Source organism: Pseudomaricurvus alkylphenolicus, from assembly GCF_011683955.1.
Taxonomy (GTDB): domain Bacteria; phylum Pseudomonadota; class Gammaproteobacteria; order Pseudomonadales; family Cellvibrionaceae; genus Pseudomaricurvus; species Pseudomaricurvus alkylphenolicus.
Genome location: NZ_JAAQPI010000013.1, coordinates 162,120 through 174,879, shown reverse-complemented (window position 1 = coordinate 174,879; position 12,760 = coordinate 162,120). Strand labels below are relative to the sequence as shown.

At 56.0% G+C, this 12,760-nt stretch carries 12 protein-coding genes; 7 read left to right on the top strand and 5 right to left on the bottom strand.

The window, feature by feature from the left end:
* The first annotated feature begins 10 nt into the window (after nt 1-10).
* On the top strand, nt 11-970 hold the full coding sequence (locus HBA55_RS27245) for a winged helix-turn-helix transcriptional regulator (protein ID WP_166997997.1): 960 nt from the start codon (nt 11-13) through the stop codon (nt 968-970).
* Nucleotides 971-1,012: 42 nt separating this feature from the next.
* On the opposite strand, the gene HBA55_RS27240 is transcribed toward HBA55_RS27245, so the two are convergent.
* Nucleotides 1,013-1,675: a nitroreductase gene (locus HBA55_RS27240; RefSeq protein WP_166997995.1), complete on the bottom strand. Its 663-nt coding sequence runs from the start codon at nt 1,673-1,675 to the stop codon at nt 1,013-1,015.
* 207 nt (nt 1,676-1,882) lie between these two features.
* Between HBA55_RS27240 and prfB the strand changes: the two genes are divergently transcribed.
* The 3 genes from prfB (at nt 1,883) to HBA55_RS27225 (ending at nt 5,379) form a co-directional block, all read left to right on the top strand.
* Nucleotides 1,883-2,978, top strand: a protein-coding gene (gene prfB, locus HBA55_RS27235) for a peptide chain release factor 2 (protein ID WP_166997993.1) whose coding sequence is annotated in 2 segments (ribosomal slippage) — nt 1,883-1,954 and nt 1,956-2,978 — 1,095 coding nt in all. Because the reading frame shifts where the segments join, the coding sequence is not laid out codon by codon here.
* Between the two features lie 46 nt (nt 2,979-3,024).
* Entirely contained in the window at nt 3,025-4,545 is a 1,521-nt protein-coding gene (gene lysS / locus HBA55_RS27230; protein ID WP_166997992.1) for a lysine--tRNA ligase, read from the top strand.
* A 174-nt stretch (nt 4,546-4,719) separates the two neighbouring features.
* Entirely contained in the window at nt 4,720-5,379 is a 660-nt protein-coding gene (locus HBA55_RS27225) for a hypothetical protein (protein WP_166997990.1), read from the top strand.
* Between the two features lie 15 nt (nt 5,380-5,394).
* Here HBA55_RS27225 and HBA55_RS27220 read toward each other — a convergent pair whose 3' ends face one another.
* The gene (locus tag HBA55_RS27220; protein ID WP_166997988.1) at nt 5,395-6,168 is read right to left on the bottom strand and encodes a ferredoxin--NADP reductase; all 774 of its coding nucleotides are present in this window, start codon (nt 6,166-6,168) and stop codon (nt 5,395-5,397) included.
* A gap of 155 nt (nt 6,169-6,323) precedes the next feature.
* Here HBA55_RS27220 and HBA55_RS27215 point away from each other — a divergent pair, with 155 nt between their 5' ends.
* A complete protein-coding gene (locus HBA55_RS27215; RefSeq protein WP_166997986.1) occupies nt 6,324-7,223 on the top strand; it encodes a LysR family transcriptional regulator in 900 nt (299 codons plus the stop codon).
* A gap of 21 nt (nt 7,224-7,244) precedes the next feature.
* Here HBA55_RS27215 and HBA55_RS27210 read toward each other — a convergent pair whose 3' ends face one another.
* Nucleotides 7,245-7,949 (bottom strand): DUF3581 family protein, encoded by a 705-nt coding sequence (locus tag HBA55_RS27210; protein ID WP_166997984.1) that lies wholly within the window; start codon nt 7,947-7,949, stop codon nt 7,245-7,247.
* A 138-nt stretch (nt 7,950-8,087) separates the two neighbouring features.
* Here HBA55_RS27210 and HBA55_RS27205 point away from each other — a divergent pair, with 138 nt between their 5' ends.
* Complete coding sequence (locus tag HBA55_RS27205) at nt 8,088-8,477, top strand: hypothetical protein (RefSeq protein WP_166997982.1); 390 nt, start codon at nt 8,088-8,090, stop codon at nt 8,475-8,477.
* Nucleotides 8,478-8,546: 69 nt separating this feature from the next.
* Nucleotides 8,547-8,954 (top strand): SMI1/KNR4 family protein, encoded by a 408-nt coding sequence (locus HBA55_RS27200; protein ID WP_166997980.1) that lies wholly within the window; start codon nt 8,547-8,549, stop codon nt 8,952-8,954.
* A gap of 18 nt (nt 8,955-8,972) precedes the next feature.
* On the opposite strand, the gene rapA is transcribed toward HBA55_RS27200, so the two are convergent.
* The gene (gene rapA / locus HBA55_RS27195) at nt 8,973-11,813 is read right to left on the bottom strand and encodes an RNA polymerase-associated protein RapA (protein ID WP_166997979.1); all 2,841 of its coding nucleotides are present in this window, start codon (nt 11,811-11,813) and stop codon (nt 8,973-8,975) included.
* A gap of 50 nt (nt 11,814-11,863) precedes the next feature.
* Entirely contained in the window at nt 11,864-12,697 is an 834-nt protein-coding gene (locus HBA55_RS27190; protein WP_166998093.1) for a 6-carboxytetrahydropterin synthase, read from the bottom strand.
* Nucleotides 12,698-12,760 lie beyond the last annotated feature (63 nt).

Here is a 12,760-nt window from a genome sequence, read left to right as displayed (position 1 = left end):
ACTTTGCGCTATGCAAATTGCCAATCAGATTGTGACCAACCCCGTAGCGCGGGGGCTCAATATCATCGGTGACCGATGGACGATGTTGATCTTGCGGGACGCCTTCCTGGGACGTCACCGCTTTAATGAGTTTCGTGAACACACAGGCGCGGCCCGGGGTACTCTGGCCAATCGGCTGGAAGGGCTGGTGGAAGATGGGATTCTGTTCAAGCAGCTCTACTGTCAGAGCCCTGAGCGTTACGGCTACTGGCTGACCGAGAAGGGGCTGGCGTTATATCCCTGGACCTTGTTGTTGTGGGAGTGGGAGTCTCGCTGGGGCAGCGGTGGTGGAGGTGGCCCGGTACCACTGCAGCATCACTTGGGCCAGGAGCATGGTTTGAAGCCGCAATGCATCTGCCGGCATTGCCGCCAGGAGTTGCGTTATGACGACGTCAAACGTGTGATCTCTCCGGATGCGGAACCGGTTCCCGCCAGTGAAATCAGTAAGGGATTGGGCAGCCAGCGGCGCAGTCGCCAACAGACCCATTCCGGCTCTGACCAGGCTCTGTCACACGTTGTCGGCATTTTGGGTGATCGCTGGACCACCTTGATTCTGGCCGCCATGTTTATCGGTCTGCACCGCTACGATGACATTCAACAGCAACTGGGTATCGCCACCAATATTCTCGCAGACCGACTCAAGTCTCTGGTGGACAGTGAGGTGTTGGCGCGCAGCGAATATCAGTCAAGCCCGCCGCGGTTTGAGTACCGTCTGACGGAAAAAGGTAAATCCCTGTACGGGCAGACCATGGCCCTGCGCCAGTGGGTGCTGGATAATTTGCCGCCGGTAGCACATCCGTTCCGCCTGGTGCATGCCAGCTGCGGCGAGGATCTGGCAGTGGATGTGGTGTGTGGGGAGTGCAAGCAGACACCGCAGTTGGGTGAAGTGCAGTTTGAGCGCGATCCCGAAACCCTGGAGCAGGCGCTGTAATTACCAGCCCGCTGCTTCTGGGGCCCGGGGTTTGAAGGCCGTTTACGAAATAAAGCTTACGGCGGTATCCAGTTGTTCGCGATCGGTGCGGGCACTGTTTGCATCGGCGGAGTCGTCCGCGTAGCCAAACGACATTCCAAACAGAATTCCGCGGCTTTCCGGCAGATCGAGAAACTCCTTGACCGGGTCCGGGTATTGTCCCAGTGCTCCCTGCATACAGCAGGCGATGCCCTGTTCGGTCATTAAAAGCGCCAGCGTCTGTGCGTAGATGCCGATGTCCACTGCGCCCATAATGTTGAGGTATTTTTCCATAGTGAAAAAAGCAACGTGGGGCGCATCAAAGAATCCCCAATTGCGCGACATGGCCACCTGGCGGGCCTGCTTGTCACCGCGCTCAATGCCCAGGGCGTTGTACAAGGCATAGGCGGAGCCATACTGGCGATCCTTGTGAATACCCTCATAGTACACTTTCCAGTCAAAATCGGGATTGGGCAGCTGGCCCTTCATCAGCTCTTCAAACAGCTTTTCTTTGAGCTGATCCTTCTTTGCTCCGGAAACCACGTAGGTTTGCCAGGGTTGCACATTGCAGTTGGACGGGGATTGTTGCGCAGCTCTAAAGATGTTTTGCAGAGTGTCTGCGGGGACCGGTTTGTCGAGAAAGGCGCGGGTGGAAACGCGGGCATTGACGGCGTCCTGGACATTCATGTTGAGTTACAGCTCCTTGGCTCAGAGGGTGGCAGGGCGACTATACTCTTTTCCCAGGAGCAAGTGATTGGCTGTAAACGTCACTTTTCTTGTCATTTAAGCCTGTTACGGAAAGCCGCGAGGAGGTGCTCTAGAGTTCGACTCGGCTCTCCTGTACAATTCGCGCCTTGAATTTTTCCCGATGGTACTGAAAACAAAAGGGTTTCCATGGAAATCGCCCCATTATTGAATGCCTTGAAAGACCTGCAAGAACGCACTGACGTTCTTAGGGGGTATCTTTGACTATGCTCACAAGAAAGAGCGCCTGACAGAGGTCGAACTGGAGCTGGCTGAGCCCAGCGTCTGGGATGAGCCCGACCGCGCCCAGGAGCTGGGTCGTGAGCGCTCCAGCCTGGAGCAAGTGGTAAAAACCATTGATGATCTGGACAGCGGCGTGGCCGATAGCCGCGAGTTGTTGGAGATGGCGGTAGAAGAGGACGATGAGGACTCCGTCGCTGAGGTGGAGGCCGAGATCGAGGGTTTGAATGAACACCTCGCCAAGCTGGAATTCCGCCGCATGTTCTCCGGCGAAATGGACCCCAACAACTGCTTCCTGACTATTCAGGCTGGCTCTGGTGGCACCGAGGCTCAGGATTGGGGTGAAATGCTGCTGCGCATGTACCTGCGTTGGGGTGAGGCCAAGGGCTTCAAAACCACGCTGGAAGAATGCTCTGCCGGCGACGTGGCGGGTATCAAGAGTGCCACCATTCGCTTTGAGGGCGAATATGTATTTGGCTGGCTGCGCACGGAGACGGGGGTGCATCGTCTGGTGCGTAAGTCGCCGTTTGATTCGGGCGGTCGTCGCCACACCTCGTTCACGTCCGTGTTCGTATCTCCGGAGATCGATGACAATATCGAAATCGACATCAATCCCGCTGATGTGCGCACTGATACCTACCGTGCTTCGGGCGCCGGTGGTCAGCACGTGAACAAGACTGACTCTGCGGTACGATTGACCCACGAACCCACGGGTATTGTGGCCGAGTGTCAGAGTCAGCGATCCCAGCACAAAAACCGCGACCAGGCCTGGAAGATGCTGCGTGCAAAGCTCTATGAGATGGAGATGCAGAAGCGCAACGAAGAAAAGCAGGCGATGGAGGACACCAAGTCCGACATCGGTTGGGGCAGCCAGATCCGCTCCTATGTGCTGGACGACCAGCGCATCAAGGACCTGCGCACCAGTGTACAGACCAGCAATTGCCAGGCGGTACTGGACGGCGATCTGGACCAGTTTATTGAAGCCAGCCTTAAGGCCGGACTCTGATTCGCCCCCGCACGCCGGGGTTACGAAGCATTAGGATTTCAACATCATGAGCAACGACAATCATCAGTCTCAGGACAAGCAGCCACAAGACGACAACAAGCTGATTGCGGTTCGCCGCGAAAAGCTCCAGGCTCTGCGAGAGCAGGATGGCCCCACCTTTCCCAACGACTTTCGCCCCGAGCATAAAAGTCTGGAACTGAAACAGGCCTATGGGGATAAGAGCAAAGAAGAGCTCGAGGAACTGGGCAACGTCGTCAGCGTGGCCGGCCGTATCGTTGCCATGCGTGGCCCCTGGGTGGTGGTGCAGGACAGCGTCGATCGCATTCAGCTCTACATCACCAAGGAAGCGCGCCCCTTTGCCAAGACTCTTGATCTGGGCGACATTGTCGGTTGCCGTGGTGTGCTGCATAAATCCGGCAAGGGTGATCTGTATGTGCAGATGGATCAGTACCAGTTGCTGACGAAAGCTCTGCGCCCGCTGCCTGACAAATACCACGGTCTGGCGGATCAGGAAATGCGTTATCGCCAGCGCTATGTGGATCTGATCGCCAACCCGGAAGTGCGTGACACATTTGTGACCCGCACGCGGGTGGTGCAGTTCATTCGCAACTACCTTAACGGCAACGACTTCCTGGAAGTGGAAACGCCCATGTTGCAGGCGATTCCCGGCGGTGCCTCGGCCAAGCCCTTTATTACTCACCATAATGCTCTGGACATCGATATGTACCTGCGTATCGCACCGGAGTTGTACCTGAAGCGACTGGTGGTGGGCGGATTCGATCGCGTTTACGAGATCAATCGCAACTTCCGTAACGAGGGGCTTTCCACCCGACATAACCCCGAATTTACCATGCTGGAGTTCTACCAGGCCTACGCCGATTACAATGACCTGATGGACCTGACCGAAGACATGCTGCGCAAACTGTGCGAAGAAGTGATCGGCACCACCCAGATCAAGAGCACTGTGAAAAACGCCGATGGTGAGGTCATGCAGGAAACGGTTTACGATTTCACCAAGCCGTTCCGCCGTATGAGTGTGTTTGATTCCATCCTGCACTTTAACCCCGACATCAAGGCCGAGGCGCTGGCCGATGAGCAGGGCGCACGTCAGATCGCCGAACATCTGGATATCCCACTGAAGGACAGCTGGGGATTGGGCAAAGTACAGATTGAGATCTTTGAGAAAACGGTGGAGCACCGTCTCGACGATCCGACTTTTATTACCCAGTACCCCACGGAAGTATCGCCGCTGGCTCGCCGCAACGATGACAATCCTTTTGTCACCGACCGCTTCGAGTTCTTTGTGGGTGGTCGGGAAATCGCCAATGGCTTCTCGGAGCTCAATGACGCGGAAGACCAGGCAGAGCGCTTTCAGGCCCAGGTGGCCGAGAAAGATGCCGGTGACGACGAAGCCATGCACTTTGATGCCGACTATGTCAGGGCTCTGGAATATGGTCTGCCGCCGACAGCCGGTCAGGGCATTGGGATTGACCGGTTGGTGATGTTGCTCACCGACTCACCGTCCATTCGAGACGTGCTGCTGTTCCCGGCTATGCGTCCCGAGTAAAGACGCTTTTCACGCCAACCGCAAAAATCCCCGCCATGGCGGGGATTTTTGTTTCTAATGGGGAGTCCTATTCTTTATATTGAGGGATCTTGATAGAAGATGATGGAAAGTGCTGTGGTTCACGGAGTGAACAGGCAGCGCGGCCGTTAACGGGCAAGTGTCGGGAGGAATCCATTGGGGCCCACCAAAACCCAGCAGGAGCATTTTGATCTCTTTAGCCTGGTGTTAGAGAGAGGATTCGCTGTTCACACCGGGCCATCGGGGAGGCTGGTGGTTCGCTATCGCCTCGGGGATTCAGGCCAAGACCGCTATCTGCCCCGTATTCACCCCAAGCCCGGCGTCAGTTTTCGCATTGCGGAGTCGACTCTAAAACCCAGTGAGCTCTACCTGTACTACGATCCCGCCAAAAAAGGCGAAATCCCCAAGCTCGCCTATTTTTGTCCCCAAAGACATTGTTTTCTCACCCGCGACAGTGACTTGCAAGACAGCCTGGCAGCTGAGCGCTTGCAGGAGCAGTTTCCGGTTGTGAAGTTGGCCAGCCTCAAGGGGCTGCACTATATGACGGACGTGGTCTGCCTGCAGCTGTTTACCCTGGATCTGGGCCATCTGCGCCGTGAAGATGCGATTCTGGCGGATCAGGTGTACTCCATGCTAGAGCGCAAGCTGCGTCGATTCAGGGAGTTCAGCCAGCCTTGGGAGCGCGCAGATCGCGCTGAACAAGTGGCGCAGGAATATCTGGCGCGCCATGGCGAAAGTAATCCCCAGCCAGCGCCCTCTGGTGAGCGCCTCTCTCCCGCAGAGATTGTCCGCCGCAAGAAAGGGCGCCAGCCCTGAGTGTCGATGGTGGGGCTATTTCTCTACAAAAGCCCGCTCAATCACGTAGTGACCTTGATGGCCATGACGCGATTCCTTTAGTCCGGCAGCATCCAAAATCGAGCAGGTGTCCTTGAGCATAGAAGGGCTGCCACAGATCATAAACCGATCCTGTTCGGGATCGAGTGTCGGCAAGCCGAGATCCGAAAACAATTTTCCAGTTCGGATGTGATCGGTGATTCTACCCTGGGTGCCAAAATCTTCTCGCGTGACAGTGGGGTAGTAGATCAACTTTTCCTTGACCACATCGCCTATGAACTCATCATTGGGCAATTGGTCGAGTATCACCTCCTGATAGGCCAGTTCGGAGGTGGTGCGCACACCATGTGTAAGAATCACTTTGTCGTAGCGATCATAAATGTCCGGATCACGGATGATACTCATAAATGGTGCCAATCCTGTGCCGGTGCTGATCAGATACAGATGCTTTCCGGGTAACAGGTGGTCGGCCACCAAGGTACCGGTGGGTTTACTGCTCACCAGAACAGGGTCACCAACCCGGATGTTCTGCAGTCTGGAGGTCAAAGGGCCGTCGGGCACCTTGATACTGAAAAACTCCAGTTCGTCGTCATAGTTGGCGCTGGCGATGCTGTAAGCACGCATCAGTGGCCGGCCTTCCACTTCCAAGCCCATCATTACGAAGTGGCCATTCTCAAAACGCAGGCCGGGGTTGCGGCTGGTTTTGAAACTGAACAGGTCATCGTTCCAGTGGTGAATGCTGGTTACGTGTTCGGTGGTCAGGCTGGCCATCTAAATTTCCTCGGTTTGTATCGTTCCTGTTGCCAATACTGTACGCCCGAGCTAGCATATTGGTAAAACGAGTAAATTATATTTTTCTAATCGGTTTTTTGGATATGCTGCCTTTGCAGGTATCTGCCAATTAGCAATCCCACTCCGGAGCATCTATGCGCTATTCGTTGCGACAACTGGAAGTATTCCTGGCGGCAGCTCACTTCGAGAATATCACCCGGGCCGCAGAGAGCCTGGCAATGTCTCAATCCGCCGCCAGCAGCTCTTTGCGGGATCTGGAGCAACAGTTTGATATTCAGCTGTTCGACCGGGTTGGCAAACGCCTGCAGCTCAATGAATTGGGCAGGGTGCTCAGACCCAAAGCCGAGTCTTTGTTGGCGCAGGCCCAGGGGTTTGAACGGGATCTGTCCCAGCAGCAGGATCTGGGGTTGCTTAAGGTTGGGGCAACTCTGACCATTGGCAACTATCTGGCCGTACAGATGATGGCGGATTATATGAACCGCCACGATGGGGCCGACGTGCAATTGAAAGTGGCGAACACGGAAACCATTGCACGAATGGTTGAAAACTACGAGTTGGACGTGGGCTTGATTGAAGGGGAACTGCAGCACTCGGACCTGGAGGTGCTGCCGTGGCGAGAAGATGACCTGATGGTTTTTTGTGCCCCCGAACACCCGCTGGCCAGTAAAAGTGAGCTCAGCGATGAGGATCTGCTTCAGGCCCAATGGGTGGTGCGAGAATCGGGCTCGGGGACGCGTCAGGCTTTCGATCGTGCGATGCACGGTCTGTTAGGGGATCTGAATCTGCGCCATGAACTGCAGCATACTGAGGCTATCAAGCGGGCGGTGGAGGCGGGCCTGGGGATTGGCTGCCTCTCGGACATTGCCTTGCGGGACGCCTTTCGCCGTGGGAGCCTGGTGCATTTGCGCGTGCCTCAGCGGGATTGGCATCGGCGCTTTTATATCATTCTGCACAAGCAGAAGTATCGCGGGCCAGGCATTCAGAGCTGGCTGCAGCTGTGTGAAGCCTACCATCTCAATGCCCCTTCGGACTGACCACTTGAAGGCGCGGGGGTATCAGCCCAGGGTTGTCTTGCGATCCTCGTAGAAGCGAATCAGATCGTCAATAGCGGCCTGATCGTAGGGTTTGAGCCCGCTCAGCAGCATGCGTTTTTGTCCGCGTCCCAGCACCCGAGTTCCTTCCTTGAAAAGGTATTCCAGGGTTACGGTGCCACGTTTGCCAGTCACTTCCAGGCTGGAGCCCGAGAATTCCAGCGTTGGTTCGGTAAATGCCAGATCATCCAGATCAATGCTCATGGATTCGTAGATGACCAGCGGGCGGGCGGGGTTAACCATCACCGATTGTTGTTTCCAGAGTGGCACCAGCACATGGGGGAAGGTTTTGCCTGAAAAGGCCACGTATTCGCGGGTCAGATGTTCAATCGTGTCGGCGCTATCGGTCTTTTCTCCAGCGGCATCCACGGACAGGTAGATCTTGCCGTTGTCATCCTGGATGTTGGTCACACTGCCGTCACCGGCGGCAAAGGCCAGTTCTACCCCATCAGTCACCATGTCACTGAAGCGTACGTGCAACTTCTGATGGAGGCCCAACTTGGACAGGGCCACAGCGAACAAAAGATCGCCTGGCACGCAGAAACGTTTGGCATCCGGATCGTGAATCGGGTTGAAATCGTCGGCAATCTGCTTGGCGAAACTGCTGGCCTGGTCACGGGTAAACTGGAAACGGTCACCCGCTTGGGAAAAGAATCTGTCGAGCTGCATAAAACTGTCACAAACCTGCCGCTTTTGGTCGGTCGCGATTCTAGCAGGGCAGAGCCAAAACAAATAGCCCAAAGTGCTTAGGAAAGGCCGCCAATTGGCGTATAGTGCACGCTTTTGGCGGTTCTCTTTCAAACTGACATGAACGACATCGAAATCTATATTCGTGAGCCCGTGCTCAAGCGGGTGCTGGGCTGGATCAAGAGTCTACTGGGGCCTGTTGAGGAAATGCCCGTGGACAAGTCGCAGCCTGGGGTGCGTATGTTCCGCACGCTGGAACACGAGGTAGAGATCCCGATTATTGTCCAGACCGGGATAGAGGGTGGACCCTACGTGGGTATCTGGTTCAATTCCCCCCATACACCCTGGAACTCGGATGTAGACTGTGCCCGCGCGGCTTTTGAGGCCTTTGGATTGCCCGTACAGTGTGATCCCGGACCGGAGTACAGCAATCAGGATGATTTCTTCCGGATAGATAGCAACGGTGAGCAAATCGTACGGTTGCAGGATGGCCTGCTCGGAAACCAATAGGGCCCTGAAGAACCAATTATGAAGGGTCAAAAAGTAGCTTCAAAATAAGATGCATTGGAGGAGATAGGCATGCAGGATCTGATTGACGAACTGCACGAGGTTGCCGAGTCTGTGCCCGTCCCGCTGGAGTTGCCGGAGCACGATCAGGTGGTCGTGGCGCAGGAGCAGATTCTGATGCCTCTGCCCACCGAGTTTCGCGAATTCCTGATGGAGGCCAGTGATGTGGTTTACGGGACCCTGGAGCCCGTAACCGTGGCCGACCCCCTGTCCCACACTTACCTGCCTGAAGTGACCGCCATGGCCTGGTCACAGGGAATGCCGCGGGAAATGGTAGCGCTGTGCGAATGCCGTGAGGGCTATTATTGCGTTGCCCAGGACGGCGAAGTTCGCCTCTGGCAATACGGGGGCGACTACGACCCGGATGTTTGGGAAAACGTCTGGTACTGGGTGCGGGACGTCTGGCTCGAATGCGCTTAGATCGCCCCGGAGGCCCTGTCAGTCTGTAATCACCGCCACCCGAATGGCATCCAGGCGCAGCTTGGCGGACTGCAAATATTCCAGCCCCGCCTGTTTCTGCGTTTCCAGGTGCTCGATCTCTTCGGCACGAATATTAGGATTGATCTCGGCCAGGGCGCGCAGGCGTGACAACTCCTGATCGTAATGGCGGCTGAGTGCCTGGCAGGCGTCCTCAACCAGGCCAGTCTGCATAGTCTTAGCCTGATCTTCCAGGTGCGTCACAATGCGATCGATATCCGTGCGCGCATGCTGAACAAGCTGTTTGGCCGTGGCCATTTTTACCGTCTTGCCCAGCTTATTGTAATGCTCGCTACTAATGATCTCTCCGAGCGACTTCAGATTGTTATCCGCCACCAATCGCACGCAGCCGGCACTGAAGAAGCGTTGCAGCTGCAATGAACGCGGACCCGGGCAGCTGAATTGGAACAGGGATTCTATTAACAGGCTGCCGGGCTTCAGTGGCGGCAGCTTCATGGTGCATACCGCCGTGTTGCCCCGCTCACTGTTCAGCACCATGTCCATGACACCGGCAACCATGGGGTGCTCCCAGGTAAGGTAGTGCATATCCTCGCGGCTCAATGCCTGTTCGCGATGATAGGTCGCTGTGATGCCTTCATCGGGCAGACCGGGGAAATGATGGGTCTGCATATGGTCAGAGGGGTGGGCGACAAATGCATCCTCACTGTGGCGTTCATGATCAACCCCATAGATGTCAAAGGCGTTGTCCATATAGTCTTTGAGTGCGTCGCTTTGATCCAGCTGGCTGAGCTCCTCCACCAGAGCCTCGGCCACCGGTGTCTTGCAGCTGTTGAGTTCCAGCAGGCGATCGCGGCCATTTTTCAGTTCGGCCAACAGGTCGTCTGTGCGGCTGCGGGCGCGTTCGATCAGCGCATTGAGGGATTGGTTGGCATCCACATCCAGAAGCGGCTGCAATTGCTCGCAAAATTCATCAAACAGCGCCTGTCCTGCCGGGCAAACCTGCTCAAAGCAATTCAGGCCCAGGTGCAGAAATTGTAGCAATCTTGCGTCGGCGCTATCGGACTCAAAGGGCACATGGATCTGCACGGTTTGAGTCTGGCCGATGCGGTCCAAACGGCCGATACGCTGCTCGATAAGATCGGGGTTTTGGGGCAGATCAAACATCACCAGTTGGTGAGCGAACTGAAAGTTACGTCCCTCGCTACCAATCTCTGAACACACCAATACTTGGGCACCGTCTTCTTCGTCGGCAAAATAGGCGGCAGCGCGATCGCGCTCCAGCAGGCTCAGCCCTTCAAAGAACACCGCGCTGCGAACACCACAGCGGAGATTGAGGTGGGTTTCCAGATCCTGCGCCATATCTGCGCTGGAACAGATGATTAACACCTTTTCTTTGCGGTTGGCCTTTAGCCATTGGGTTAACCACTGGACTCTTGCAGTATCAGCAAAGCTGGCGTCAGGCGTCGTGGGCGCCAGTTCGTGAGGTATCAGCTGGCGCTGGGGGAATCCGAGCACACCGCTGCGGGTGTTGCGGAACAAAACCCGGCCCGTGCCATGGCGGTCCAGCAGTTGATTGACCAAGTTGTCGCGGCAATCTTCATTATCCTGATCTCGCAACTGGTCCAGTGCGGTTGCACCCAGGCGCTCTTCCAGGGCCTGCATGGAGGCGTCGTCCTGAAGCAGGCTGGCGCTGTCATCGCTCGACAGAAGGCGCTGCACCAGGTGATTCACACTCTGGAACTGGCTCTGTTCCTGTTTGAAGGTGTCGAAATCGAAATAGCGATCAGGATCCAGCAAACGCAGGCGGGCGAAGTGGCTGTCGAGGCCGAGCTGTTCCGGTGTGGCGGTTAACAACAGCAGGCCGCGGGCAATGCGGGCCAGTTGCTCGACGCAGTCGTAGGCGGGGCACTGCTCATTTTCGTGCCACTGCAGGTGATGAGCTTCGTCGACAATCAGCAGGTCCCAATCGCAGGCCAACGCCTGCTGCAGACGTTCGCCATTTTCCGTCAGTAGCGGCAGGCTGCAGAGAATCAACTGGGCGCTTTCAAACGGATTGTCTCCGTTGCCGGGAATGTCTTCGCTGTCTCCGCTCTCTTCAAATTCGTCAATCTGCTCCAGGGCCTGGCATCGTGCTTCATCCAGTAACGTGAAGGACAGGTTAAAGCGCCTCAGCATTTCCACCAGCCACTGGTGGGTAAGGTTTTCGGGCACAGCGATCAGTACACGCTGGCTCAGTCCTTTAACCAACTGCTGGTGAATGATCAGACCGGCCTCAATGGTTTTGCCGAGACCGACTTCATCCGCCAGCAATACCCTGGGCGCAAATCGTCCGCCCACTTCGTGAGCAATATACAGCTGGTGATGCAGGAGCTGTACCCGTGGGCCGATCAGGCCGGTAGCGTTCATCTGCGCCAGACGCTGCTGTTGCAGCAGCGTTGAGTGGCGTAAGCGAAAGTCTCTGATCTTGTCGATCTGCCCGGCAAATAACCGGTCCTGTGGTTTGCTGAACTGGACAAAGCAATCGAGTTCTATCTCGCCCCAGCTCAGGTCGCCGTCATCAGCGCCGCGGCCGAAATAGGTCAGATAGCCGTGCTCTTCCTCCACGGATTCAATGCGCAGGGTTTCGCCTTCGATATTTTGCACCTGTTCACCGATGCGGTACTGAACCCTTGTTAACGGGGCGTTGTTCTTGGCGTAAACCCGTTGCTCACCGGCAGCGGGGAAAGTGATATTGACAAAGCGGTGATCGGTATCGCTGACGATACCCAGGCCCAGCTCAGCTTCGGTGTTGCTGATCCAGCGCTGGCCGAGAACAAATTGTCCTGAAATAGAATCTGACAAAGGATAAACCTCTGGTTGTCACAAAAAGAGGGGCGGCGATTGAGTCGGGTTTAGCGCAACACCAATGCGCCCTTACCCATGCCTTCAAATGCCTTGACCTTCAGCCGGTCGGCGGGGAATTGCTGTTTCAGCTGGTCGGCGATATGGGTGGCAATAAGCTCCACCGTGGAGTCGCTGTCGATCAGATAGCAGCAGTGTTCGGGCAGGCACAGTTCAAAGGCGCCCTGGGAAGTAGTATAGGCAAAGCGCAGTTGATTATCGTCGTGTTGAACGACGTCTTCACGGGTGCCGATGTAGATGTCGCAAAATTGCTGTGCCCATTGGGCTTCCAGCTCGGGTGCCGGGATATCGTTACGCCAGATATGGATCTGGGACCTGTGGCCGTGGGCGATACGTTGGCAATTGCCATCGTGCTTCTTCAGTCCATGGCTGTAGTGGTAGTAGTCGCCGGCTATAAATTCCGTATCGAAGCCCAGCTGCAGCGAATCCAGTGTGGCTGGCAGCAGTGTCTGCAATTGCTGCTTGCACCAATCCGCCACCTGGGCAGGGGTGATTTCCTCAGCCTCTACCAATGCAAACGCGTCGGCCGGGCCGCTGCACTGTAGTTTGTGGTCGCCAAACGTCCATGCCAGGCTGATGCGATCGCCATTGCGATGCAGCTCCAGAAGGGGCGATTGAGTCGGTACCAGCAGGCGGTGGTCAATCTCGTCATCCAACCACTCACGCAGTGTTTTTTTAACGATACCGAAGTCGCACACCATGCCCTGGTCGTCCAGATCGCCGATGAGTTCGGTACTGGCCAGCCAGGTTTCCCCCAGCAATCCCCTTTCGGGATGAAGAAAGCTGAAGTCAATGTTGATTAAATTATCGACAAACAGGTGCATAGGCGCTGGCTGAAGGCTATCCAAAGCCGCGCATTCTACCTGAGCTTGGCCCGGGAGTCATGG

Excerpts from the sequence above, each read along its gene's own strand:
- HBA55_RS27245 (WP_166997997.1), top strand. The coding sequence starts at position 11 with ATGCAAATTGCCAATCAGATTGTGACCAACCCCGTAGCGCGGGGGCTC.
- HBA55_RS27240 (WP_166997995.1), bottom strand. The coding sequence starts at position 1,675 with ATGAATGTCCAGGACGCCGTCAATGCCCGCGTTTCCACCCGCGCCTTT.
- lysS (WP_166997992.1), top strand. The coding sequence starts at position 3,025 with ATGAGCAACGACAATCATCAGTCTCAGGACAAGCAGCCACAAGACGAC.
- HBA55_RS27220 (WP_166997988.1), bottom strand. The coding sequence starts at position 6,168 with ATGGCCAGCCTGACCACCGAACACGTAACCAGCATTCACCACTGGAAC.
- HBA55_RS27215 (WP_166997986.1), top strand. The coding sequence starts at position 6,324 with ATGCGCTATTCGTTGCGACAACTGGAAGTATTCCTGGCGGCAGCTCAC.
- HBA55_RS27210 (WP_166997984.1), bottom strand. The coding sequence starts at position 7,949 with ATGCAGCTCGACAGATTCTTTTCCCAAGCGGGTGACCGTTTCCAGTTT.
- HBA55_RS27205 (WP_166997982.1), top strand. The coding sequence starts at position 8,088 with ATGAACGACATCGAAATCTATATTCGTGAGCCCGTGCTCAAGCGGGTG.
- HBA55_RS27200 (WP_166997980.1), top strand. The coding sequence starts at position 8,547 with ATGCAGGATCTGATTGACGAACTGCACGAGGTTGCCGAGTCTGTGCCC.
- HBA55_RS27190 (WP_166998093.1), bottom strand. The coding sequence starts at position 12,697 with ATGCACCTGTTTGTCGATAATTTAATCAACATTGACTTCAGCTTTCTT.